This is a genomic window from Paenarthrobacter sp. YJN-5 (genome assembly GCF_015040095.1).
In the GTDB taxonomy this organism is placed as follows: domain Bacteria; phylum Actinomycetota; class Actinomycetes; order Actinomycetales; family Micrococcaceae; genus Arthrobacter; species Arthrobacter ureafaciens.
Map to the genome: position 1 here is coordinate 4464281 of NZ_CP053544.1, position 23427 is coordinate 4487707.

The 23427-nt window shown below is 64.0% G+C and carries 21 protein-coding genes; 10 read left to right on the top strand and 11 right to left on the bottom strand.

Annotated features, from left to right (window positions below; genetic code table 11):
* Positions 1 to 11 precede the first annotated feature (11 nt).
* The gene (locus HMI59_RS20735) at positions 12 to 791 is read right to left on the bottom strand and encodes a glycerophosphodiester phosphodiesterase family protein (RefSeq protein ID WP_193592388.1); all 780 of its coding nucleotides are present in this window, start codon (positions 789 to 791) and stop codon (positions 12 to 14) included.
* 58 nt (positions 792 to 849) lie between these two features.
* Between HMI59_RS20735 and HMI59_RS20740 the strand changes: the two genes are divergently transcribed.
* Positions 850 to 1701 (top strand): SDR family oxidoreductase, encoded by an 852-nt coding sequence (locus tag HMI59_RS20740; RefSeq protein ID WP_193592389.1) that lies wholly within the window; start codon positions 850 to 852, stop codon positions 1699 to 1701.
* 4 nt (positions 1702 to 1705) lie between these two features.
* Here HMI59_RS20740 and HMI59_RS20745 read toward each other — a convergent pair whose 3' ends face one another.
* Entirely contained in the window at positions 1706 to 2515 is an 810-nt protein-coding gene (locus HMI59_RS20745) for an HAD family hydrolase (RefSeq protein ID WP_166184980.1), read from the bottom strand.
* Between the two features lie 78 nt (positions 2516 to 2593).
* Here HMI59_RS20745 and HMI59_RS20750 point away from each other — a divergent pair, with 78 nt between their 5' ends.
* Positions 2594 to 3649 carry a glutathione S-transferase family protein gene (locus HMI59_RS20750; RefSeq protein WP_193592390.1) on the top strand — a complete coding sequence of 352 codons (1056 nt, stop codon included), beginning with the start codon at positions 2594 to 2596 and terminating at the stop codon, positions 3647 to 3649.
* Between the two features lie 3 nt (positions 3650 to 3652).
* On the opposite strand, the gene HMI59_RS20755 is transcribed toward HMI59_RS20750, so the two are convergent.
* Together HMI59_RS20755 and HMI59_RS20760 are read right to left on the bottom strand one after the other, a co-directional pair.
* Complete coding sequence (locus tag HMI59_RS20755; RefSeq protein WP_193592391.1) at positions 3653 to 4582, bottom strand: carbohydrate kinase; 930 nt, start codon at positions 4580 to 4582, stop codon at positions 3653 to 3655.
* A gap of 39 nt (positions 4583 to 4621) precedes the next feature.
* On the bottom strand, positions 4622 to 5443 hold the full coding sequence (locus tag HMI59_RS20760; protein ID WP_179013056.1) for an alpha/beta hydrolase: 822 nt from the start codon (positions 5441 to 5443) through the stop codon (positions 4622 to 4624).
* Positions 5444 to 5554: 111 nt separating this feature from the next.
* Between HMI59_RS20760 and HMI59_RS20765 the strand changes: the two genes are divergently transcribed.
* The 3 genes from HMI59_RS20765 (at position 5555) to HMI59_RS20775 (ending at position 9591) form a co-directional block, all read left to right on the top strand.
* A complete protein-coding gene (locus HMI59_RS20765) occupies positions 5555 to 6661 on the top strand; it encodes a GTP pyrophosphokinase family protein (protein ID WP_193592392.1) in 1107 nt (368 codons plus the stop codon).
* 6 nt (positions 6662 to 6667) lie between these two features.
* Entirely contained in the window at positions 6668 to 8164 is a 1497-nt protein-coding gene (locus HMI59_RS20770; protein WP_193592393.1) for a SulP family inorganic anion transporter, read from the top strand.
* A gap of 173 nt (positions 8165 to 8337) precedes the next feature.
* Positions 8338 to 9591 (top strand): D-arabinono-1,4-lactone oxidase, encoded by a 1254-nt coding sequence (locus tag HMI59_RS20775; RefSeq protein WP_193592394.1) that lies wholly within the window; start codon positions 8338 to 8340, stop codon positions 9589 to 9591.
* A gap of 18 nt (positions 9592 to 9609) precedes the next feature.
* Here HMI59_RS20775 and HMI59_RS20780 read toward each other — a convergent pair whose 3' ends face one another.
* Genes HMI59_RS20780 through HMI59_RS20795 form a run of 4 tightly spaced genes read right to left on the bottom strand, consistent with a single transcriptional unit; the run spans position 9610 to position 15175 of the window.
* On the bottom strand, positions 9610 to 11367 hold the full coding sequence (locus HMI59_RS20780; protein WP_193592395.1) for a biotin carboxylase N-terminal domain-containing protein: 1758 nt from the start codon (positions 11365 to 11367) through the stop codon (positions 9610 to 9612).
* A 7-nt stretch (positions 11368 to 11374) separates the two neighbouring features.
* The gene (locus tag HMI59_RS20785) at positions 11375 to 13024 is read right to left on the bottom strand and encodes a 5-oxoprolinase/urea amidolyase family protein (RefSeq protein WP_193593848.1); all 1650 of its coding nucleotides are present in this window, start codon (positions 13022 to 13024) and stop codon (positions 11375 to 11377) included.
* 18 nt (positions 13025 to 13042) lie between these two features.
* The gene (locus HMI59_RS20790) at positions 13043 to 14380 is read right to left on the bottom strand and encodes an MFS transporter (RefSeq protein ID WP_193592396.1); all 1338 of its coding nucleotides are present in this window, start codon (positions 14378 to 14380) and stop codon (positions 13043 to 13045) included.
* A 36-nt stretch (positions 14381 to 14416) separates the two neighbouring features.
* Positions 14417 to 15175, bottom strand: coding sequence for a LamB/YcsF family protein (locus tag HMI59_RS20795; RefSeq protein ID WP_082694602.1), 759 nt, complete (start codon positions 15173 to 15175; stop codon positions 14417 to 14419).
* Between the two features lie 108 nt (positions 15176 to 15283).
* On the opposite strand from HMI59_RS20795, the gene HMI59_RS20800 reads away from it, so the two are divergent.
* The gene (locus HMI59_RS20800) at positions 15284 to 15982 is read left to right on the top strand and encodes a GntR family transcriptional regulator (protein WP_193592397.1); all 699 of its coding nucleotides are present in this window, start codon (positions 15284 to 15286) and stop codon (positions 15980 to 15982) included.
* Between the two features lies 1 nt (position 15983).
* Here HMI59_RS20800 and HMI59_RS20805 read toward each other — a convergent pair whose 3' ends face one another.
* The gene (locus HMI59_RS20805) at positions 15984 to 16703 is read right to left on the bottom strand and encodes a LysR family transcriptional regulator substrate-binding protein (RefSeq protein WP_370583553.1); all 720 of its coding nucleotides are present in this window, start codon (positions 16701 to 16703) and stop codon (positions 15984 to 15986) included.
* Between the two features lie 33 nt (positions 16704 to 16736).
* Here HMI59_RS20805 and HMI59_RS20810 point away from each other — a divergent pair, with 33 nt between their 5' ends.
* Complete coding sequence (locus tag HMI59_RS20810) at positions 16737 to 17183, top strand: DUF5997 family protein (protein ID WP_062094416.1); 447 nt, start codon at positions 16737 to 16739, stop codon at positions 17181 to 17183.
* Positions 17184 to 17230: 47 nt separating this feature from the next.
* Here the strand turns inward: HMI59_RS20810 and HMI59_RS20815 are convergent, their stop codons facing one another.
* Positions 17231 to 17611: a VOC family protein gene (locus HMI59_RS20815; protein WP_031216767.1), complete on the bottom strand. Its 381-nt coding sequence runs from the start codon at positions 17609 to 17611 to the stop codon at positions 17231 to 17233.
* Positions 17612 to 17748: 137 nt separating this feature from the next.
* On the opposite strand from HMI59_RS20815, the gene HMI59_RS20820 reads away from it, so the two are divergent.
* Positions 17749 to 18309 carry a hypothetical protein gene (locus HMI59_RS20820; protein WP_193592398.1) on the top strand — a complete coding sequence of 187 codons (561 nt, stop codon included), beginning with the start codon at positions 17749 to 17751 and terminating at the stop codon, positions 18307 to 18309.
* On the opposite strand, the gene HMI59_RS20825 is transcribed toward HMI59_RS20820, so the two are convergent.
* On the bottom strand, positions 18306 to 19679 hold the full coding sequence (locus tag HMI59_RS20825) for an NAD(P)/FAD-dependent oxidoreductase (protein ID WP_193592399.1): 1374 nt from the start codon (positions 19677 to 19679) through the stop codon (positions 18306 to 18308). The genes HMI59_RS20820 and HMI59_RS20825 overlap by 4 nt on opposite strands.
* 109 nt (positions 19680 to 19788) lie before the next feature.
* On the opposite strand from HMI59_RS20825, the gene HMI59_RS20830 reads away from it, so the two are divergent.
* A complete protein-coding gene (locus HMI59_RS20830; RefSeq protein ID WP_193592400.1) occupies positions 19789 to 20520 on the top strand; it encodes a TetR/AcrR family transcriptional regulator in 732 nt (243 codons plus the stop codon).
* A gap of 449 nt (positions 20521 to 20969) precedes the next feature.
* Positions 20970 to 23399, top strand: coding sequence for a GEVED domain-containing protein (locus HMI59_RS20835; protein WP_227471476.1), 2430 nt, complete (start codon positions 20970 to 20972; stop codon positions 23397 to 23399).
* The last annotated feature ends 28 nt before the right edge of the window (positions 23400 to 23427 follow it).

Genomic DNA, 23427 nt, shown 5'->3' on the forward strand with positions numbered 1-23427 from the left:
GGCCAAGGTCCTCATACCCAGTCGTCCCGCTCAATCAGCACTTGTTTGAGCAGGTCCAGCCGGTCGGACACAATTCCGTCCACACCCAGGTCCAACAGCCGCTCCATCTCCGCCCGCTCGTTGATGGTCCATACGTGGACGAGGCGGTCGATGCGATGTGCGCGGCGAATGAAGCCTTCGCTTACTACGCGAAAGCGGCCGTAACGGACGGGCACTTGGAAGACGTCGACGTCGGCAAGCAGCTTACGCGCCAACGCGGCCGGAAGTATTGGGCCCAGGAAGACAAAAAGGGCGGTGAGGGTAGAGCCCGCCGAGGACGCAACCCGTTTGTCCAAGCGCTTCAGGACGGCCCGTCTGCGGCGGTCCGAGAAGCTGGTGACGAGGACCTGGCTGTGGATGCCGTGCCGTTCGATGGCTTCCGCCATGGGACCCACCGAGTTCCAGTCCTTGACGTCCAGATTCAGTTTCGCGCCGGGAAGGGCTGTGACGAGCTGGTCGAAAGTCGGTACAGGTTCGACGCCGCCGATGCAGGCTTGGGTAACCTCGTCACCGGTCAGCTCGGCGATCCGCCCTGCAGCATTCGTCACCCGGTCCAAAGAGGCGTCATGGAAAACCACCAAAAGCCGGTCCGCGGTCGTGTGGACATCGGTCTCAACGTGGACGGTCCCCAGCTCAACAGCTGCGTGGAAGGCTGCCATCGAGTTCTCCAACCCATCCAGGGAGAACCCTCGATGGGCCAATGCCAGAGGACCAAAAGAACCGTCCTTGCGAAGAAAGTAGGGCAGCGTCACACGGGTAGCGTAACTGAGGAATCGGGCCGCCCGCGGTGGCGGCTGGCAGACTATTGGGATGACTGTGTTGATTGCCGGTTGCGGCGACCTCGGAACTGAAGCGGGCCTGCGATTCGCGGCGGCGGGACATGAAGTGATCGGTCTTCGGCGTTCCCCGGAGAAGCTACCCCGGGAAATACGTGGCGTCCGCGCCGACTTGTCGCAAGAGGTTCCGGCACTTCCGGAAGATGCCGGCACCGTAGTGATCGCGCTGGCCGCTGACGCTTCCACCGAGGAGGCCTACCGGGCCGCATACGTGGACGGGCTGGCACACGTCCTGGATGCCGTGGACCGCCAGGCTGTTCCGCCCCGGCGCATCTTGTTCATCTCCTCGACGGCCGTCTACCCGGACGCAGGTGGAGCCGTGGTGGACGAATCGACCCCCACCGAACCCACCCGTTTCAGCGGAAAGATTCTCCTGGAGGCGGAGGAGTTGCTCTTTGCCCGCGCCGGCGAATCCCAAGCTGTGGTCCTGCGGCTTGGAGGGATCTATGGACCTGGAAGGACCCGGCTCATTGACCAGGTCCGCTCCGGCAAGGCCGTCATCCCGTCCCAGCCCAAGCACACCAACCGCATCCACCGCGACGACGCCGCTGCCATGATCGTCCATTTGGCCACCATGGAACAGGAACCGGATGCGGTCTACGTGGGCGTGGACAACGAATCGTCTGAACTGGGCGACGTTTTGCGCTTCCTCGCCAACGAATTGCAGCTTCCGGAACCTCCGGCAGGGCCTGCGTCCGACGGCGGCCCAGGAGACAAACGCTGTTCGAACCAGCGGCTCCGGTCCACCGGCTTTACCTTCACCTACCCGAGCTACAAGGAGGGCTACCGGGCAATCCTCGCCGGTGAGGGCGTGCGGCACCCTTGAGGGCTTAGACCTTCTCCCCGGCCAGCTTCGCTTCGAGGATCTGGGCCACACCGTCGTCGTCGAAATGCGGAGCCTGCCGGCCGGCAGCGAGGATCGCCTCCGGGTGTCCGCTGGCCATGGCATAGCCGTGGCCGGCCCAACGCAGCATCTCGATGTCGTTGGGCATATCACCGAAGGCCACGACGTCAGCCGCTTCAATGCCCAGCGATTCGGCATACTTTGCGAGCGTCACGGCTTTGTTGATGCCTGGCACGGACATCTCCAGCAAAGCGGTCCGGGGCGCAGAGTGCGTAGTAGCCACCAGGTGCGCGACGGCGGGTCCCACTTCCGCGAGGAACTCGTCCGGGGTGCCGTCCCGGGTGATGGCCAGGAACTTCACCACTGCGTCAGCGGCCGTCAGTGTCCGGTCCAAGGGGGCGGGAGTGAATTCCCCGAGCAGCTCGCTGGTTTCGTTTTCGATAAAGCCGGGTTCAAGGTGGAAGCCGTGGAGGGTCTCCGCCCCGAACAAAGCGTCAGGCCTGATCGACTTGATGATTCGCCGCGCTTCAAAGACAGCCGTGATGTCCAGCGCCGTCGACGAGATGGGCTTCCCTGCAGCAGGGTCCCAGACAACGGCACCGTTGGAACAAATGACGATTCCGCTGTGGCCGAGCTGCTCCTCGAGCGGGTACAGCCAGCGCGGCGGGCGGCCGGTAACAAAGACGAGTTCCACCCCGGCGTCGCGGCAGGCCTGGAAGGCCCTGATGGTCCTGGCGCTGATTTTTCCGTCGTGACCGAGGATGGTGCCGTCAATATCACTTGCTACGAGCCGCATCATGCCAGTCTACGTGGGTAGCCCCGGCGTTTCCCCCGGCCCTCGCCTGCGGAGAGAAGCACAACATAGTGTGGGTCCATGAGTGAGAAAACGACCCAGGAGTACAGCACAAAAGGCGCATACGTCACCGGCGGCGAGTTCAACCGGGACACCAACTACATTGAGGACCGCATCACCCGGGACGGCACGCAGGGACCAAACGGCGAACCCGGCTGGCCCGTGGAAGCCGGCCGGTACCGCCTCATCGCTGCCAGGGCGTGCCCGTGGGCCAACCGCACAGTCATAGTGCGCAGGCTCCTGGGCCTTGAGGATGCCATCAGCCTCGGCCAGCCCGGCCCGACTCATGACGCCCGTTCCTGGACGTTTGATCTCGACCCCGACGGCAAGGACCCGGTGCTGGGAATCGAACGTTTGCAGGAAGCTTTCTTCCGTCGTTTCCCGGACTACCCGCGGGGCATCACGGTCCCCGCGCTTGTGGACATTCCCAGCGGCGCCGTAGTCACCAACAACTTTCCGCAGATCACCCTGGACTTCTCCACCGAGTGGACGGAATTCCACCGCCCCGGAGCTCCCAAGCTGTACCCCGAGCACTTGCGGCAGGAAATCGACGAGGTCAACAAGCGGGTCTTTACCGAAATCAACAACGGCGTCTACCGCTGTGGTTTCGCGGGGTCCCAGGAAGCATATGAAGCCGCCTACCAGCGGCTATGGACGGCGATGGACTGGTTGGAACAACGCCTTTCCCAACAGCGCTTCCTTGTGGGAGACACCATCACGGAGGCCGACGTCCGCCTCTTCACCACCCTGGCAAGGTTCGACGCTGTCTACCACGGCCACTTCAAGTGCAACCGGAACAAGCTCACCGAGATGCCGGCATTGTGGGCCTACGCACGGGACCTGTTCCAGACGCCCGGGTTCGGGGACACCATCGACTTCGTGCAGATCAAGCAGCACTATTACATCGTCCACGAGGACATCAACCCGACGCAGATCGTCCCGGCGGGGCCGGACTTGTCCGGATGGTTGACTCCGCACGGCCGGGAGTCCCTCGGCGGGCGTCCCTTCGGTGACGGCACACCCCCGGGACCGGTCAAGGCGGGAGAAGAAGTCGCTGAAGGACACGGCGCCGCCTGAGTTCTAGGCGTGGTTCAGTTCAGCCCTCGACGGCGGATTGGCTCCGGCGCGTGAAACGGTGACGGCCGCAGCCCTCGCTGCGTGGTCCATGATGGCGGCGAGGGCTTCGGCCGGCATGGCGCGGAGTTCATCGCGGTTCTGGGCGCCGTCCAGCCCGCGGTCCACGATGGCTGACAAGAGACCGGCCATGAACGAGTCACCGGCACCCACCGTGTCCACCACATCTACCAGCGGTGCCGGAACCTGGGTTTCGCCTGCACGCGTGATCCCCCAAGGGCCCCGTGCTCCGCGCGTCACCACCACCATGGCGGGCCCCTCATGGCCGCCCAATGCCATCCAGCGACGGGCCGAGTCCAGGACATCTTCGCCCGGGTAGAGCCATTCAAGGTCTTCGTCCGATGCCTTGACCACGTCCGCGAGGCTCACGAAGCGTTCGGCCTGCTTGCGGGCATATTCCCTGTCAGTGATGATGCTGGGGCGGCAATTGGGGTCGAAGCTGACGGTGCATCGTGGGTGGGCGAACTCGACGGCGGCGAGCACTTCCGCGGCCCCGGGTTCCAGGAAAGCGGCGATGGACCCCGTGTGCAGCAGAGTGGCACCTTGCAGCATGAGGGGCAGCCGCCCGATGAGTCCGGGGACGTCCCAGGCGAGATCGAACGTGTAGGTGGCGGCGCCGTCGTCGTCCACCAGGGCGGTGGCCACGCTGGTGGGCTTGTCGTCGGGCGGAAGCGGAACCATGACTGAACTGGACCGCAGGTGGGCGCCCACGGAATCCCCGTAAGCGTCCTTTCCGTACCGGCCCAGGAATTGGACGGGATGGTCCAGCCGCGCCAGGCCCACGGCAACGTTGAGCGGGCTGCCGCCAACGTGGGCTTCTATCCCGCTGGAACGCTGGACGACGTCAACAAGGGCCTCGCCAATAACAGTCAGCATGGGACAACTCTGCCAGAGGACGTTGGGCTGAACCAGCGGTCAGGAGAGCAGGCGCTGAACCAGTTCGCGGCACTTCTTGTAGGCCACGGCCTTCGGGTCGATGAGGTCGAAGTGGTCCCCCGGAACCCTCAGGAGTTGTGCCGAGCCGCCGGATGCGTTGCTTGCTGCGACGTAGGCCTCGGACTGGCTCGCCGGAACATCCTCATCATTCATGGCGTGAACGGCATACACAGGAACGTCGATCGGGAGGGACGTCATGGGGTCGGCGTATTTATGCCGTTTGGGGTATCTTGCCGAATCTCCGCCCATCAGGTTGCAGACCGCGCCGTTGCTGAGGTTCAGGCGTTCGGCCGCTGCAAGGTTCAGGAGACCGGACTGGCTCACGACGCCGGTCAGGTGCACGGCTTCTTCTTCCGGTCCGCGCTCCAGCTGCCGATCGGCGTCGGGCGTTCCGATGGAGGACAACCGGCCACGGCCGGCGGCCCATACCGCAAGGTGCCCGCCGGCGGAGTGGCCCAGTGCCACCACCTTGCCGAGCTGGAGGTCATGGTTGCCGGCGATCTGTGCCAGATAGTCGATGCCGGCAAGGATGTCTTCGAAGGTATGCGGCCAGCCGCCGCCGTTTCCAGCCCTCCGGTATTCAAGGTTCCAGGCGGTAATGCCATGGGCCGCGAGGTCGCGGGCAAGGGGTTCACCCAGCTCTGCGCCGTACTGGGAGCGCCAATAGCCGCCGTGGATCACGACGGCGACACCTCCCGCCACGGCCGCCGGGCCCCGGTGGTTTCCGTTGTGTGGTTCAGGTATGAAGAGTTCGCCCCACTGACTGGGGTGTTCGCCGTAGCTGTACTTGTGCCGCAACATTGCGCCCTCCTTTGTATCGAGCCTATCGCGAGCGGCCGCCGGTTTGGCTAGCAGCAGTTCGACGGCGGGGCGTCCGGTTTCGCTGTCAGGGCCGCACCGTAAGCTGGAACCATGGCAAGCAACTGGGACAGCTTGGACCTCGATCAGCGCAAAGCGGTGGAGGCCAACGTCCAACTTTACGAGCGGGTGCGCCCTGCACTTAAGCGTGTTACCCGTGACGTTTTGCTGACCCTTCGGGACTTGCTCAACGACGCCGAGGTGACGCCGTTGTTCGTTACCGGCCGCACCAAGACCGTCGATTCGTTCCGCGAGAAGATCTCCCGGACGGAGGAACCCCTGGAGCCGGGTGGCCCTCGCGTGCTCAAGTTCCCGGACCCGTTCCGGACGCTGAATGACATGGTCGGCATCCGGGTCATCACAAAACTGCCCGCAGAGAACGCCGCGGTAGCCAACATCATCAAGCGCCAGCGCCAGCTCTTCGATTGCCGTGGGGACCGGGAAAAGGACATCGGCTCCATCGAGTCCGGAACGTACGGCTATTCCAGCAGGCACCTCATTTTGCGGACCATCCAGAACGAGACCGTGAAGGAGTACCAGCAGGTCTTCAATCCGGATCTGCCCGCCAACGGCAGCTACTTCTTCGAATGCCAGATCCGCACGGTGTTCGCCCACGCGTGGAGCGAGATCGAACACGACATCCGCTTCAAGGCGGAGGACCCCCGGGCCTGGACCCCGCACTTCGACCGTCAATTCACCGCCACGGCCGCCATGCTGGAAACCGTGGAGACCGCGTTCGCCGATCTCCACGAGCGGTATGAGGAAGTTCGTGGCTACTGGGACCTCGAAGGCGAGGGTGCCTCACCGCTCACTCCCAACCGTGTACGTGACGTCTGGCGTACCCTGCTGCCGCACGTAGACCGTAAAGTAGATGACGACTGGGGATGGGCCGCCGAACTCCTTGCAGCCCACGGACTCACCAAGACCGTGGAACTCGCCGGGCTGCTCAGCGCCAACCGGATTACCGAGGTCCGCAAGGCCTTGGACCACCGTTACTCCCCCGGCCCGGACCGCCTCTTGGACGACCTTCTGCTGTGGCAGTACGGGACCGAACACATTGATCTCACCGCTGAGGCGCCCGACGTCGTTCCGCACCCGCGGCGCGACAGCCTCCTGCGGCGTCTTAAGCAGATTGAGCGCTACCGCCAGACTGCACTTTAAGGACCCATGACTCCGGAGCAACTCATGTCCCTGCGGGCGACTTTCCGCTCGCCCCGCCGCCTCCTGACCGAATCCTTGGCCGGCTTGGTCGTGGCATTGGCGCTCATTCCGGAGGCAATTGCGTTCTCGGTGATCGCCGGGGTGGACCCCCGAATAGGCTTGTTCGCGTCCTTCACCATGGGTGTGGTCACGGCAATCGTCGGCGGACGCCCGGCCATGATCTCGGCGGCAACCGGCGCCGTTGCGCTGGTCATTGCACCGGTCATGAAGGAACACGGCCTCGACTACCTGATTGCCACCATCATCCTGGCGGGAGTCTTCCAGATCATCCTCGCTGCCTTGGGCGTCACGCGGCTCATGCGGTTCATCCCGCGGTCCGTGATGATCGGCTTCGTCAATGCCTTGGCCATCCTGGTATTCATGTCCCAGATGCCCGAACTCTTCGGGGTGCCGTGGATGGTCTATCCGATCGTTGCCGTCGGGTTGGTGATCGTGTTCGGCCTGCCACGCCTGACAACAGCAGTGCCCGCGCCCTTGGTGGCAATCGTCCTCATCACGCTGGTTACGGCCCTCGGGCACATCGATGTTCCCACCGTCAGCGACAAGGGAGAGTTGCCGGACAGCCTGCCTGGGTTCTTCCTGCCCAACGTGCCCTTGACCATGGAGACCTTCCAAATCATCGCGCCGTTCTCCTTGTCCATGGCGCTGGTCGGCCTGCTTGAGTCGCTCATGACGGCCAAGTTGGTTGATGACATCACTGATACGCGGTCCAACAAGACCCGGGTCTCCTGGGGGCAGGGAGCAGCGAACATCGTAACGGGCTTCCTGGGCGGCCTGGGTGGTTGTGCCGTCATTGGGCAGACCATGATCAACGTGAAGGGATCCGGCGCCAGGACACGGCTGTCCACGTTCCTGGCCGGCGTCTTCCTGCTGGTCCTGGTGGTGGTCCTTGGCGACGTCGTGGGGATGATTCCCATGGCGGCGCTCGTGGCAGTGATGATCTTCGTTTCGCTCATCACCTTCGACTGGCACTCCATCCGCCCATCCACCTTGAGGCGCCTGCCCAAGTCTGAGACCGCCGTCATGCTCCTCACTGTTGCTGCCGTTGTGGCCACCCATAACCTGGCAGTGGGTGTCGGCGTCGGCGTTTTGACCGCCATGGTGCTGTTCGCCCGGCGGGTGGCCCACTTCGCCACGGTGGAGCGGACGGAACTGGAGCTCAACGGCCAGACTGTTGCGACCTACACAGTGGACGGTGAACTCTTCTTCGCCTCATCCAGTGACCTGTACACCCAGTTCGATTACGCAAAAGATTCCGCAGAAGGCATAGATCGCGTGGTGATCGATCTGCGTAACTCGCATTTGTGGGACGCGTCCACCATTGCCGTGCTGGATTCCGTCACCGAAAAATACCGGAACCATGGTCGCGAGGTGGAGTTCATCGGCCTCAACGAAGCGAGCATCCGGATGCGCGAGCGTCTGGCCGGGAAGCTCAACGGCTAATCCCGCCCAACTAAGTCGCAGCTGTGCGCGTTCTGACCCCTGTAAACGCGCACAAATGCGACCCACTTGGGAGGCAAGGGGCCGTCCCACCGGAATGGACTCCCCTTGACGGCGTCTTTGTGAGCGCAAACAATCGACGGAGTGAGTTCGCCAAAGCAGAGGAAGATCAAACCATGAAGAACTGGGCCGGAAACCTCCAGTACTCGTCCGCAGCCGTGCACCGCCCCTCTTCGGTTAGCGAGGTCCAAGAGCTCGTGGCCAATGCCTCGCGCGTCAAGGCACTTGGTTCCCGGCATTCGTTCAACACGGTGGCCGATACCAGTGGCACGCACATTCTGCTGGACGCACTCCCCCAGGAGATCACGCTTTCCGAGGACCGGAAGACGGTCAAGGTGAGCGGCGGCATCAGCTACGGCGCCCTGTGCCGGACGATTGAAGAGCAGGGCTATGCCATCCACAACCTTGCCTCCCTGCCCCACATCTCAGTAGCCGGAGCTATCCAGACCGGCACGCACGGCAGCGGCGTCCAAAACCCGTCCTTGGCTGAAGCGGTGGTGAGTTTGGACGTGGTCCGAGCTTCCGGCGAACTGGTGACGCTCACCCGGGATGACCCTGAATTCGCTGCAACAGTAGTCGGGCTGGGGGCGATGGGAATTGTCACGGGCCTTGAGTTGGCAGTCCGCCCGAGCTTCGGGATGCGGCAGCGCGTGCTCACGGGGCTGCCTTGGGACCGGGCGCTGACGGATTTCGAAACCATCGCATCAAGCGCCTACAGCGTCAGCTTCTTCACCGACTACACCGGAGACTCGATCCCGCAGGTTTGGCTGAAGGCGCTGGGCACCGAAGCTGCGCTGCCTGATCTTTTTGGCACCACAGCTGCCCCGGCCGCGCTTCATCCGCTGCCGGGAATGTCCGCGGAGAACTGCACTATCCAGCTGGACGAGCCCGGCAAATGGCTGGACCGCTTGCCCCACTTCCGCCACGAGTTCACGCCAAGCAACGGTGAAGAACTGCAAAGCGAGTTCATCCTCCCGTTGACGGATGCCCCTGCGGCCCTCCAGGCCGTTCGTGCCCTGGCGGACAAGCTTGCTCCGCTCCTCTTTGTTTCCGAAATCCGTACCATTGCTGCCGACGAGTTCTGGCTCAGCCCCTTCTACCAACAGCAAAGCGTTGCCCTGCACTTCACGTGGAAGCCGCTCCAGACCGAAGTTGAAGCTTTCCTTCCCGAGCTCGAACGCAGCTTGCAGCCGTTCGGTTCCCGCCCGCACTGGGGCAAGCTCTTCACGCCGTCGCTTTACGACTTCGCTGCGCTGTACCCGAGGTTCGAGGACTTCCGTGCCCTGGTGGAGGCCAATGACCCTCAGGGCAAGTTCCGGAATGGCCTCTTGGACAGCGTGCTGGGCGTGGCCGCTCCCGCAGGCAAGTAGCACAACCGCGGGAACAAGCTACTCGATGTGAGCCAGGACCGCACCCGTGGCGACTACTCCACCCGGAGCCGAGAGGACTTCGGTGAGTGTCCCTCCCCGGTGTGCGGGGACCTGGGTCTCCATCTTCATGGCTTCCAGCACCACCAGGGGATCGCCCTCAGCTACTTCGTCACCGGGTTCGGCGAGCCACTTGACCACTGTGCCGGACATCGCAGCTACCAGTGCAGACCCGGCGGGTGCTTCCCCGGTGGCAGAACCCGGCGTATCGGCCAGTCCCGATACCGGAGGCAGACCCTGTCCGGAACGGGCCCAACCGTCAAGAAGGTCTGCCGGGAGGCCCACAGCGAGTCGCTTTCCGTCAACATCCACGGTGATGGTCCGACGCTCACCGTTGAAGGCAGCCACGGAGTAATCCGGATCGTTGGGAATCCGGTCCGCGAAGTCGGTCTCAATCCAACGGGTGTGGACGCGCAGGGCATCCGCTGCCACAAAGTCTTCGGCTTCAAGGACTGCCCGGTGGAACGGCACAACGGTAGGGAGACCCACGATCTTCAGTTCGGCGAGGGCACTGCGAGCCCGGCGAAGGGCTTGCTGGCGGTCAGCACCCGTGACGATCAACTTGGCGAGGAGGGAATCGAACTGCGGAGCCACAACTGACCCTGCGCGCACCCCCGAGTCCCACCGGATCCCCGGCCCGGCCGGTACTTCAAGGGACGCGACGGTACCCGGCGACGGGAGGAATCCCCGGCCCACGTCTTCGGCGTTGATGCGGAACTCGAAGGAATGGCTGCGGGCGGAAGGGTCCTCAGTGATGCTTAGCGGCAAGCCTGAGGCAATACGGAACTGTTCCTGGACAAGGTCCACACCGGCGGTCTCCTCGGTGACAGGGTGCTCCACTTGCAGCCGGGTGTTTACTTCGAGGAAGGCCACAGCGCCTCCTGCGGACACCAGGAACTCCACGGTTCCGGCGCCGTAATACCCGGCCTCACGGACGATCGCCTTTGAGGCCTCGTAGATCTGGTGCCGCTGTTCTCCGCTCAGGAATGGAGCGGGTGCCTCTTCAACCAGCTTCTGGTGCCGGCGCTGCAACGAACAATCCCGGGTTCCCGCCACAACCACGTTCCCGTGCTTGTCGGCGATGATCTGCGCCTCCACGTGCCGCGGCCGGTCGAGATACTGCTCCACAAAGCATTCGCCGCGACCGAACGCCACCACGGCTTCACGGACGGCAGAGTCGAACGCTTCCTCGACCTCGGCCAGCTCACGGACCACCTTGAGTCCGCGACCGCCACCACCAAAAGCAGCCTTGATGGCTATAGGCAGGCCATGTGCTTCGGCAAAGGCACGGGCCTCGGCAGCTGAAGCCACCGGGCCGTCGCTTCCCGCAACCAAGGGCGCACCGGCCCGGACGGCGATCTCCCGGGCCGTGATCTTGTTGCCAAGCTGGCGGATGGACTCCGGCGAGGGTCCCACCCATTCAAGTCCCGCATCGATGACCGCCTGCGCGAAGTCGGCATTCTCGGACAGGAAGCCGTAGCCGGGATGGACGGCGTCCGCTCCCGACTTTGCGGCCACATCCAGCAGTTTGCCGATGTTGAGGTATGTGTCGGCCGGGCTGTTCCCACCCAAGCTGTATGCCTCATCAGCAAGGGCGACGTGCATCGCGTCGGCGTCAATGTCCGCATAGACGGCGACGGAAGAGATGCCTGCATCGTCACAGGCTCGGGCCACGCGGACGGCGATTTCGCCGCGGTTGGCAATCAGGACCTTACGCATTAAAAACTCACTTCTCCGGGGTTTGGAAGTCTGGTGAATCCGGGACCAGCCGGAAACGGATTTTCCCGCCGACCGGGACTTGGGCGGCGCGGTCAAGGTGCTCGTCGCGCACTACGCCGATCACCGGGTAGCCGCCCGTAATGGGATGATCCGCGAGGAACAGCACTGGCAGGCCTGCGGGAGGTATTTGGAGCGCTCCGGCCATGGTCCCTTCGCTGGGGAGTTCGCCGTCGCGGGTTCGCACCAGGGGCTGCCCGTCCAAGCGCATTCCCACACGGTTGGACTGCGGCGTGACCACCCAATCCTGGCTTGCCAGCGAGTCCAGGGCCGACTGGTCGAACCAATCCGCGCGGGGTCCAGGCACCACATCCAGCACGGTCACGGTCTCCGCACCTGGAAAGTCAGGCTGGAGCTCGGGACTGCCCACCGCGGTGGAAACAGTGTCACTGCCGGCCCGCAGTTCCTTGCCGACCGTCAACGGCGCCGGCCCGATTCCGGACATCGTGTCAGCAGAGCGGCTGCCCAGGACCGCCGGAACATCTATGCCGCCACGGATCGCCACGTAGTTCCGGAATCCGGATTCGGGCACTCCAAGGCTGAGGACTTCACCATCGAGCAGTGCGAACGGTGCGGCCATGCCGACGGTCCGCGTCGCGCCTGGCTGTGGACCGCCGTCGTGATTCACTGAGTCAACCCACGACGGCGACTGGACGGTGAGCGCCGTCGGCGCACCGGTCACGGCAATCACCTGATCGCCGATGGCCTCGATGGAAAGTCCACCGCCCACTGACTCAATGGCGGCTGCCGTCGACGCGTTGCCTACCAGGCGATTGGCGCGACGGATGGAAGCGCGGTCCAGGGCTCCCGCAGCCGAAACTCCCAAAGGGCCATGGCCTCTGCGCCCCAGGTCCTCGATGAGGCTTTGGACTCCCGGGCTGACAATGCGCAGACCGGATTCAGTGTGGTGCTCCGAATCGGATTCCGGCTCATGGGCCGAGGCAGTGACAACTTCCCGGACAGCCCGGTACTGCACACGGTCGCCCGGGCGCACCAAGGCGGGCTTGGGCCGTTCCAGATCCCACATGCGGGCTCCCGTGCGGCCGATCAGTTGCCACCCGCCCGGGGAACGGCGGGGGTAGACGGCGGAGTACTCCCCGCCGAGGGCCACTGATCCGGCCGGAACAGCCGTCCGGGGGGTGGCCCGTCGGGGAACCGTCAGGGCATTGTTCTCGCCCACCATGTAGCCGAATCCAGGGGCGAACCCGGCGAAGGCGACCGTCCAGGTCTGGCCCGTGTGCGCAGCCACCACACCGTCCACGCTCAGGCCGGTGAGTTCCGCGACGTCAGCCAGGTCCTCGCCGTCGTACACCGTCTCGATCACCACCAAACCGGAGTCGGTGACGTCCGGAGCTGTCAGTTCAAGCTGCAGGAGCCGGGCGCCGATGGCCCGTGTCGCGGAGGCTGACTCGCCAACCACCATGACCGTTTCCGCAGCTGCCAGCACGTCCACTTGGCCGGGAAGCGGCTTCCTGTTGAGCAGGTCCTGCAAGGCCAGTACCTCGGCAAGGCCGTCCAACTCCGCGAGCACTGCGCGCGTGCCTACCGGCCTCACGGAGCGGACCTTCTTGCTGGTTACGGTTTCCATCACGGTATCCATCATGTGCTTCGCAGCCGATTAGGCGTGCGAACCCTCCAGGAGGCGGGCTTCCTCTTCAGGCTTGGGATCACGGCCCAGGAGCATGCCGACGATCGTGACGATGGCTGTCAGCAGGAGGTAACCGGCAATCAGCCACCAGCCGCCGGACGCTGCTCCGTACAGTGCCGTGAAAATGAGAGGTGCGACGGCTCCACCGACGACCCCGGCCAGCGTGTAGGCCAGGGAGCTGCCGGCATAGCGCAGGCGGGCGGGGAACTGTTCGGTGATGAAGGCGGCCTGCGGACCGTACATGAAGGCGTGGAGTGCCAGGCCGATCACGACGCCGATGGTCAGCATCACTACCGACTTGCCTTGGATCATCAGGAAGAAAAGCGGAATGAAAACGGCGGTAGCTGCGGCCGTCACGCCGTAGACCAATCGACGGTTGATGCGGTCGGTCACTGCCCCGGCAAGCGGGATGAGGAACAACTGGAACGCAGAACCGATGAGAATGGCGGCGAGGACGTTGCCGGTGGTCATGCCCAGCTCTTTGGTTGCGTAAACAGCCACGAAGACGGTGAAGAGCGCATACAGAACGTCCGGGCATACGCGGGAAAGCGCTGCGGAGACCAAGGCCTTGGGCTCGGTGGTGAAGACTTCCTTGATGGGAGCCTTGGGACGCTCACCGTGGGCCTGGATTGCCTTGAAGACCGGGGTTTCTTCCAGCTTGAGGCGGATAATCAGGCCGAAGGCCACCAGAAGCGCCGACGCCAGGAAGGCTACGCGCCAGCCCCAGGACAGGAATGCCTCGTTGCTCAACGTTGCGGCCAGGACGGCAAGCACGCCGTTGGCCAGGAGGTTACCGGCCGGCGGACCGATCTGGGCGGCGGAGGACCAGAATCCGCGCTTGTTCGGGTCACCGAACTCGCTGGAAAGCAGCACGGCGCCGCCCCACTCACCACCGACGCCGATGCCTTGGGCCAGGCGGAGGAGCACCAGAATAGTCGGTGCGGCCACGCCGATCACGGAGTAATCCGGCAGTGCGCCGATCAGGACAGTCGCGATGCCGATCAGCACCAGGGTGAAGACCAGGACGTATTTACGCCCGATCTTGTCCCCCAGGCGCCCGAAGACGACGCCGCCGATGGGGCGTGCCAGGTAGCCCACTGCAAAGGCCGAGAAGGACAGGAGCAGTGCAACGAACTCATCCCCTGCCGGGAAGAAGATCTTGGGGAACACGAGTGCCGACGCTACCGAGTAGATCGCAAAGTCGTAGTACTCGAGCGACGTGCCGGTGAGGCTGGCGACGTACGCCTTAAGGGCGCCGGCCGGTGGCTTCCTTGTCACGGCCTTGGCTGCCTTGTTGGTGCTGGTCATGGTTTCCTCCGGAGGGGATGAAGGGGGGCCTGATGGCTAGAGGAACGAGCCGATGCTGACACCGGCGTCGATCAGTGCGGACTTCACTTCAGTGGCCATGGCAACGGCCCCCGGTGAGTCTCCATGGACGCAGATGCTCTCTGCGCGGATGGTGAGGACGGAACCATCAATGGTCCGTACGGATTGTTCGGTGGCCATACGCAGGACGTGTTCGGCCACCTCTACGGGATCATGCAGCACGGCGCCGGGTTGCGAGCGGGAAACCAGCGTGCCGTCCGGGTTGTAAGCGCGGTCGGCGAAAGCTTCAGAGACGGCGCGCAGTCCGGCTTCCTCGGCCAGGCGCAGGACCTCTGATCCCGGCAGGCCGAGTATCGGCAGGTTGGGGTCCACCGACTTGACGGCCTCCACTACGGCGCGGGCCTGCGCTGTGTGCTTCACGATCGTGTTGTAAAGCCCGCCGTGCGGCTTCACGTATTCAACGCGACCGCCTGAGACAGCGGCCAGCGCCTGCAGCGCACCAATCTGGTACACGACGTCGTCCGCGAGTTCCTTGGGGTCGATGTCCAGGAAACGGCGGCCGAAACCTGCAAGGTCGCGGTAGCCCACGTGGGCGCCGATGACGACGCCGGCCTCCACCGCCTTCTCGCACGTGGCGCGAATGACGCCGGGGTCACCGGCGTGGAATCCACACGCAACGTTGGCACTGGAGACGGACCGGAAGATGGCTTCATCGTCACCAAGCGTCCAGCGTCCGAAGGCTTCTCCGACGTCGCTGTTCAGGTCAATGATTGCCATGCTGTGATCCCTGCCTCGTGATGTGCGTTACATCAAGAATGCACCAGATCGCCGGATTGTTCAACAATCCAGCGATCCTAATTTTCGGCAATCATGTAATTTTGGTCTATGGCCGGAGCAGAGCAGCAAACGAATGAGCACCCCGGCCTGGACAGTGCCCGCGCACGGGTCCGGATGCGGGTACCGTCCGTCGCGGAGCGCGTGGCCGAGGAACTCCGCTACCAATTGGCCGAGGGCTTCCTGGTTCCGGGAGCGAAACTGACCGAGGCAACCGTTGCCGAAGACCTCGGCGTCTCCCGCAACACGGTCCGGGAGGCCTTCGCCGAACTGGCCAGTGAACGCCTGCTCATCCGGCAGCCCAACCGTGGCGTTTATGTGGCGACGCTGGAGCCCGGCGACATCCATGACGTTTACACAGTCCGCCGCGCGATCGAAGTCAGCTCGATCCGCGCGGGCGGTTCACCCGAGCGCATAGCTGCCGTCAGGGCGGCCGTCGAAGAGGGAAAGCGCGCGGCAGCTGCGAATGACAACGACGGCCTGGGGAGCGCCAACCAGCATTTCCACGGAGCGATCGTGGCCCTGGCCGAAAGCGCCCGCCTGAACGCGATCATGAAGCAGGTGCTCGCTGAGATGCGGCTGTACTTCCACAAGGCAACAGTCGACGCGAATTTCTACAGCGACTGGCTCGAGGAAAACGAGAAAATCTGTTCAGCCCTGGAGCACGGCGAGCTGGAAAAAGCCGGCGATCTCCTGCTTGCCTACCTCAACCGCTCGGAACAGCAGCAGGCATCCGTCCACGGCCAGTAGATCAGCGCTTCCCCTTCTTGCGTGAACCCCTGCCCCGGCCCTTATCCGGATTGGGTGCGTAGCGCTGCGCAACGCCCGGTTTCTTCCCGGCCGAAGACCCGCGTCGATCGGGCTTGGGAGCTTTCTTGGGCTTTTCCTTCTGCGCCGACGGCTGCCGCGAGCTTTGCGCCGTCCGGCCCCTCACGATGCCAATGAACTCCTCGACCTCTTCACTGTCAGTACCCGCAAGCCAGGCGAGACCGATCTGCGTCCCCGGAGCTCCGGAGAGCCGGCGACTCACCGTTTGCTTGTTGTTCAGGTGCCTGGCCACGGGCATGGGAAGGATCACCAAACCGGCCCCCGACGCCACCACCTGGAGGGCCATCTCCGGCCCGCCCATTTCAGCGACGTCGAGGAGGTTCTCCTCTGAAAGGTCCTCCAGCGCGACCTCCTCGAACACCGAGATCTCGTGGCCTTTCGGCGCCACTACCGCTTGCTGCTCCTCATACAGGGGAATGAGGTTCAGGCCTTCCCGATCCACGGGCAGGCGAACAAAACTCAGATCCGCTGAACCGTCACGCAGCACCGAAAGCTGGGTTTCGTCGTCGGACATGAACGAGTGCAGCGGGACGTGCGGCATCCGCTCTTCCCACCGCCGGATCCACTTGCCCGGTGTCACTCCCGCCACATAGGCGAAGCGGAGCTCTTTGGTTTCGGGGGACTCTTCTTCAGGGGCTGGCACACACTCACAGTACCGGCCAGATACCCTTGAAGCATGACTCCCAAGAACTCCCAGACCATGAAGCCGGCAACAGCTGCCAAGAAACTCGGCATCTACCTGCCCGCTGCACCCCAGGAGTTCCAGGACTCGCCCGTCACCCGCGAGGCTTACGCCGAACTCCAGGCCAACCCGCCCGAGTGGCTTGCCGAACTGCGCCGCAACGGACCGCACCCGCGGCCGGTTGTTGCGCAGAAACTCAACGTCTCCATTAGCGGCCTCACCCGCGGCGGCATCACCGAACCGCTGACGACGGCGGAAATCGCCGAGCTGCTCCAGTCCCCGCCTCAGTGGCTGGTAGTCGAGCGTGCAACGCACGCCGCCGTGCGCGCCGAAACGCTGCGCGTCAAGGAAGAGAAGCGAAAGAAAGCGGCCACCAAGGAAGCCCGGGAGAATGCCGCCGCCAAACGCGAAGCTCCCAAGGGAACCAAGCGCAACTCGTAGCACCAAGCAATGGCCGGGACTCCAGCGTCCCGGCCATTGCTGTGCAACTAGTCCTGGTGCAGCTGCACGAAGTTCCCGCAGCCGTCGTCGAACACTGCACTGATACCGGATGGATCCTCGGCGGGCTCGCCCTTGAACACCACGCCGGCGGCCAACAGACGCTCGTACTCGGCCCGGACGTCGGGCACGCCCAGCACCACAGCCGGCATCCCGGCGTCGTACACGGCATTCATGTAGTTGGCACCGATCGGGTTGTCGCTGGGTTCCAGCAGGAGGCCCGTTGCGGTGTCATCAGCGCCGGGGTTCTTGATGATGAACAGGTTGTATTCGGGCATCGCCATGAGGGTGTCGAAACCGAGTGTCCCGGTGTAGAACGCGTGGGCGGTGGCGGGATCTTTGACGTGGATGCTGCACATTTTCAGTCTCATGGGCCAAGGCTACGCGCCAGGTCTGACACTAGGAACGGCGGCCCCGGGACTCGGGTCATTGCCCCCGCACCCGTACCCAAATTCCGCGACGCACCGCATACTGAAAACACAGCCTTTTGCGTCCGGGAGGTGCTCCGATGATGGTCATGTGGGGCTTGGCTTTGGTCCTTGCAACCGTGGCGACCACAATTGTCCTGCAACGAAAACTGACCCGTGGCCGCGGGCCGGAGCCGGACACCATCTTTTGGGATGCCTTCGCCGGGCTCGTTGTGGTGGTGCCGGCGATTGTGGTTCCGGCCGTGCAGTGGGCACCGGCCGGATTGGTGATGCTTGCCCTCACGGCCGCGACGGTGGCGGCCACGTTGGCGGCCATCCGCAAAGTCGAGCGTATCCGCGCTGCCGAGCCCCGCCGTCGTACGGGTTTCGCAGATGATGCCACCTGGCACCAGGCCCTCCTCACCAAGTGGCGCACCTACGAGTTGGACCCTGCTTTCGCCATTGACTTCCCGGCAATGTCCGACGTTCGGGTGCCCGAAACCGCCGCGCTTACTCAAGCCATGCGGGAGGCCGAGCACTGCAAGGTGACGGCCGGAACCGACTACCGTGCCGCCGTCGAACGCCTTGCCCAGGCCCTTGCCGCCGCTGAACGCGCGGCAGGGGTACCCGCCGGCACGGCGGGCACCCCCAGCGCCGGTTAGGTCAGAACAGACGCCAGTTTGTCCGCTTCCACGATGCGCGCGGCGGTTGCCTGGCCCATGCGCACGGCGCCGTCCACGTGCTGGTAGCCCTCGGCCGCGAGGTCGGATGAAGACCAGTAGATCGGGCCCACGTTGGCGTGCTGGTCCTTGCCGTAGCGGTGCAGGCCGCCCAGATCGTAGCTGGAGGCGTACGCCCCACGGGTCCATTCTTCCGACCCCCAGTCGGACTCGTAGTAGACCTCGGGGGCCAGGGCCTTCTCTCCCAGGAACCCGGCGATCGACTCCAGGATGGCTTTCTTCCGGTCTTCAGCGCTGAGTTCGAAGACTGCGTCGGCCTTTTCGTCGGAGACAAAGCCCACCAAGGTGCCGCGGGTGTCGCCGTGGTTGGTGTTGTCGTAAACCTCCTGGACCAGGGCACCGGCGCTGAAGCAGGTCCCCGACAATCCGTCTTCGCGCCAGAACGGCGTCTTGTACACAGCGTGCACCTTAATGACCAGGCCCAGCGACTGGTGCTGGTGCATCTGGTGCTGGCGGCGCGGCAGCGGCGGGTTGAACGAAACCCGGGAGTACAGGTTCGGCGGTACGGCCATGATCACGTAGCGCGCGTTGACGGTTGCCCGATCCGATTCGACCGTCACGCGGTTTTCTTCCCAATTGATGGTGCGCACCGGGCTGTTAAGAACGACGTCGGCGCCCAGTTCCGCCGCCTGCAACAGGGAAACCTGCTGCATGCCGCCGACTACCCGCTTGTCCAGGATGAAGTCCTCATCCGTCAGGTGGGTGAAGGATCCGGCGGATGCGGCCATGAGCACCGCCTGCAGGGCGGAGAAAGCATGTGCGGGCTTGGTGAGCATGCCGCCGGCAATGAAGAGGCCGATGTTGTTGCAGGCTTCCTCATCGTGGGAGTTCCGGCGGAGCCAGTGGTGGAAGGAGATGGTGTCCAGCTCACGGGCCTTCGGATGGGCCCAGGGTTCGGTCGGACCGATTTCCGCGGCGAGTTCGTCCAGAATCCCCACCAGCTTGTCCATCTCGGCTTTGGTGGTCTCGCTGACCGGGAAGGTGTCGCCGGTGTACTGGACGCGCTTGCCGTCCGCTCCGATGTAGACGGATTCTCCGTCACGGTAGCGCGGGTACATCTCCAGACCGAGCTCTTCGAGCAGTGCCATGAGTGCGGTCTGGTCCGGGGAAACCCACTGGCCGCCGATTTCCAGCATGGCTCCGTCGACCGTATCGGTCCATGTGCGGCCACCTACGCGGTCGCGGGCTTCGAGTACCGCAACGCTAAGTCCTGCCTTCTTCAGTTCACGCGCGGCCGTCAACCCTGACGGACCGGCACCGACGATCACAACGTCGCGATCAAGATTCTGCATGATGTCCTTTCCGTGGCCGCCGGGTGGTGGCTGGCCAATAAATGAATGTCATTCATTTATACCCATAGTAGCGCCGGCTTCATCTGCTGGGAAGAGCTGCAATGGAATAATGCTGGGGACAATGGCAGCAGAAAGGCTTCCGATGCCCGCACCCACCCCCGACGCCGCGCCTTCAACTGTCGGCGCCGCTCCCGCCGGTAAATCCCGGCGACGCGCCGGCCGCCCCGTAGCGCGGGTTTTGGACCAGAACGGCATCACGACGGCGGCACTCGAGTTGATCAGCGCCAAGGGCTACGACGGACTCACCATGGCGGCCCTCGCCAAATCGCTGGGCGTAGCGCCGTCCGCCCTCTATAACCACGTTTCCTCCAAGGACGACGTACTGCTGCTTCTCGAGGATCACCTGGCTGCCATGGTGGATGTATCGGCGTTTGGCACCGAACCCTGGGACGTCGCCGTCCGCAAATGGGCATGGTCGTACCGGGACGTCTTTTCCAAGCACACGCCCCTCATCCCGGTCATCGCCGTCCTGCCCGTTGCCAACGCCCCCAAAACGCTGGCCATGTATGAGGCCGTCACGGCAGGATTCCGCGATGCCGGGTTCCCCGAGGAGCGGATCATCTCTGCGATCGTCGCCTTGGAGGCCTTTGTATTCGGGGCGGCCTACGACGTCAATGCGCCGGAGGACATCTTCGACGCGGGCAGCCTGGCGGATCGGGTACCCAACTTCACCGCCGCAGTGGACCGGCTTGCCGCCGAGGGCCACGCAATGCCCACGAACGTCGCCTTCAGCCTCGGGCTGGAGGCACTCATAGCCGGACTTGGAGCCCTGCGGCAATAGCCGGACCCCTTCAAAAGCCGCCCTCATGAGCGCGGCCATATTGTCGCGCCCCGGAGCCTGAATGCATGGCCTCCCCGCAGGCTCGGGCTGCGCCCCTGCTGTCTGTGAATACTCGTGACTAAGGTCACATTCGTTTCGACAACACAATTCGCCCTCTCAGCCGCCTTTAACAGCGATATCCGGTCCGATCGCATCGGACAGCCTCATGGCCCCTGGCCTGCGTCCACATCGAGCGGCCGCGCCAATTCCGGAAAGACGCTGAAGGGAAGACGTTGTTTAAGTCAACATCAAAGAAGGCGAGAGCCTTTATCGCCACATTGGTGGTCCTCTTGGGGATGCTTGCCAGTGCGATCCCAGGCGCCGTGACCCCTGCCCAGGCTTATCAAGTAGCCCAAAACAGCGCCGCCGTTTCTCCCGGGCAGGCTGTTTTGACCATGCCCGGATCCAATTTGACCACCACCTATACCATTGGCGGGCTGACCGGGGTGGTCGGTGGGGCCAGTATGGACAGCCGCGGCTACGTTGCCTCCGACTACCAACAGGGGATGGCGAACAATACGCCCGGTGTGGAAATCGTCACCGAGCTCACCAACAACTGCCCGGCGTCCGGAACCTGCAGCGGTCTGGGATCTCTCACCATGTCCTTCAACCAGCCCGTGCGGAACCCCGTGCTCAATATCGCCGGGCTGGGCGGCAATGTCTTTTGGGATGAAAACGGCAACAACACTATTGACGCGCAGTCGCAGTATCACGCGATCCTCAACCTTGCTACTCCCGGCCTGAGCCTCACCAAGCTTTCCGGCGGCAACCTCGCCGTCTCGGGAAACTCGATCACCAACATCAACCACAACTCGGGAGTCTCCTGTACTTCCGGCGTACAGGGCGGCACGCCGACTCCGGTGGCTGCGCAGGCTACGGCGGGATGTGGTTCCGTCCGCATCAACGGCATCGTGACCAGCGTGACTTTCAACGTCACCGGTGTCTTCGTTCCTGTGAGCGCAACCCTGCCGGGCTACACCGAGAACGACATCTCGAAGCCGCTGCACAACCGCGACAACTACGTCGTTGCCATGACAGTGCCGCAGGACTTCGGCGACGCACCGGCCTCCTACGACCAAAACAACGCAGCGCGCGCCATCCTTTCCGACGTCGCACTGGGACCGAACGTCACCGAGGACAACGCAATGGTGGCCAACGGCACGTCCTCACCCAACGCCAGCGCTTCGGCGGCCCTGGACCAAAACGACGACGGCGTGACCCTTGCACCGTTCGCGGCCGGAACAAGCACTTACTCCACCACGGTTGCCATCAGCGGCGCCAGCAAAGCAGGCACGGTCTGCGGATGGATCGACTTCAACAAAAACGGCCGCTTTGACACCCCTGCCGAGCGGGCCTGCGCAACCTTCGCAGCGGGGGCAACGCAGGCAACGCTCAACTGGACGGGGCTCTCAGGCGTAACGGCCGGAGATACTTACGCGCGCTTCCGTGTGGGGTACAACAGCACCCAAACGCAGGTCCCCATCGGGGCTTCCGATTCCGGCGAAGTTGAGGACTATACCTTCACCATCTCCCCGGCAATCGTGCCCGCCCCATCCATTTCGCTGGTGAAGTCAGTCGACAAGACCACCATGGTTGCAGGCGAAACAGCCACCTACTCCTTCACCGCCCAGAACACGGGAAACGTCACGCTGACCGGAGTGGTCATCAACGAGACCCAGTTCTCAGGCACCGGCAACATGAGCGCCCTCTCCTACACCTGGCCAGGTCTCCCTGGCATATTGCTCCCGGGCCAAACCGTGACCGCCACGGCCACGTACGTCATCAGTGCCATGGATGTCACCAGCGGCCTGCTGACGAACACCGCCACGGTGACCGGCAACCCGCCCCTCGGCAATCCGGTGACGGACAACGATGATGCCGAAGTCCCCGCCGATCCCGCTTGGACCATCAAGAAGACGGCCACCGTCAACGGCAGCGGGACCGCCGTCGGGCAGTTCGTGAACCCGGGCGACACCATCACCTACACCGTCACCGCAACGAGCGTGGTGGGTCAAATCAGCGGAATTGTGCTCACGGACAACCTCTCCGGAGTCCTCAATAAGGCCACCTTCGTGAACGGCTCGGCGCTCCTGACCATTGGGCCTGGCGCTCCGACTCCTGTGGCTGACCCGGCCTCACCGTCCACCACGCTCACCACTGCACCCTTCACGCTTCCCGCCGGGCAGACCGCCACCCTGCAATACAGCGTCACGGTCAACGAGGATGCGTGGAACTCCACGCTGGTCAACACGGTCACCGGCAGCGGTGCGATACCGCCCCAGCAGTGCGCCACCGGATCGGGAACGCCCACAGCCGACTGCACCACGACCCACCGGACGCCGGCCAAGATCCTGATCGAGAAGATCGGCGAATCATCCGCGTCCACCTGGGTTCCCATGGATGGGTCCAGCTGGGCCATCCACGACGATGCCAGCGGAGCTCCCGGAGCGGTCAACACGTCCTACACGGTCGCGGCAATCGCAGGCCAGACCGGACAATTCCAGCTCGAAGGCATCCAGCCGGGCGTGTACTGGCTGGAAGAAACCGCAGCCCCGGTCGGCTTCAACCTGCTCGCGGAACCCGTGCAATTCACCATTGCCGCCGGCGGCTCCGTGACTCTTGGCCAAGGCAGCGGTGGTGGCGTTGTCGCGGCCAGCGATGCCAATGGAGACGGCATCTTCCTGCTCACGGTCAAGGACGTTCCCGCGCTGAAGCTCCCGGAATCGGGCGGAATCGGCTGGTGGCCCTTCACCGTGGCCGGTTCAGCGCTCCTCCTGTTTGCCGTCGTCCTGGCATCCCCGGGCCTCCGGGGCAAGCGCAAGCAGCAACCCATCACCTAAGACCACCGGGCGGTCCGTTCCCTTGGGT

Coding starts and splice junctions, on each gene's coding strand:
- HMI59_RS20770 (WP_193592393.1), top strand. CDS start 6,668: ATGACTCCGGAGCAACTCATGTCCCTGCGGGCGACTTTCCGCTCGCCC.
- HMI59_RS20765 (WP_193592392.1), top strand. CDS start 5,555: ATGGCAAGCAACTGGGACAGCTTGGACCTCGATCAGCGCAAAGCGGTG.
- HMI59_RS20755 (WP_193592391.1), bottom strand. CDS start 4,582: ATGCTGACTGTTATTGGCGAGGCCCTTGTTGACGTCGTCCAGCGTTCC.
- HMI59_RS20815 (WP_031216767.1), bottom strand. CDS start 17,611: ATGAGACTGAAAATGTGCAGCATCCACGTCAAAGATCCCGCCACCGCC.
- HMI59_RS20820 (WP_193592398.1), top strand. CDS start 17,749: ATGATGGTCATGTGGGGCTTGGCTTTGGTCCTTGCAACCGTGGCGACC.
- HMI59_RS20800 (WP_193592397.1), top strand. CDS start 15,284: ATGGCCGGAGCAGAGCAGCAAACGAATGAGCACCCCGGCCTGGACAGT.
- HMI59_RS20810 (WP_062094416.1), top strand. CDS start 16,737: ATGACTCCCAAGAACTCCCAGACCATGAAGCCGGCAACAGCTGCCAAG.
- HMI59_RS20745 (WP_166184980.1), bottom strand. CDS start 2,515: ATGCGGCTCGTAGCAAGTGATATTGACGGCACCATCCTCGGTCACGAC.
- HMI59_RS20750 (WP_193592390.1), top strand. CDS start 2,594: ATGAGTGAGAAAACGACCCAGGAGTACAGCACAAAAGGCGCATACGTC.
- HMI59_RS20825 (WP_193592399.1), bottom strand. CDS start 19,679: ATGCAGAATCTTGATCGCGACGTTGTGATCGTCGGTGCCGGTCCGTCA.
- HMI59_RS20760 (WP_179013056.1), bottom strand. CDS start 5,443: ATGTTGCGGCACAAGTACAGCTACGGCGAACACCCCAGTCAGTGGGGC.
- HMI59_RS20775 (WP_193592394.1), top strand. CDS start 8,338: ATGAAGAACTGGGCCGGAAACCTCCAGTACTCGTCCGCAGCCGTGCAC.
- HMI59_RS20790 (WP_193592396.1), bottom strand. CDS start 14,380: ATGACCAGCACCAACAAGGCAGCCAAGGCCGTGACAAGGAAGCCACCG.
- HMI59_RS20740 (WP_193592389.1), top strand. CDS start 850: ATGACTGTGTTGATTGCCGGTTGCGGCGACCTCGGAACTGAAGCGGGC.
- HMI59_RS20830 (WP_193592400.1), top strand. CDS start 19,789: ATGCTGGGGACAATGGCAGCAGAAAGGCTTCCGATGCCCGCACCCACC.
- HMI59_RS20785 (WP_193593848.1), bottom strand. CDS start 13,024: ATGGATACCGTGATGGAAACCGTAACCAGCAAGAAGGTCCGCTCCGTG.
- HMI59_RS20795 (WP_082694602.1), bottom strand. CDS start 15,175: ATGGCAATCATTGACCTGAACAGCGACGTCGGAGAAGCCTTCGGACGC.
- HMI59_RS20780 (WP_193592395.1), bottom strand. CDS start 11,367: ATGCGTAAGGTCCTGATTGCCAACCGCGGCGAAATCGCCGTCCGCGTG.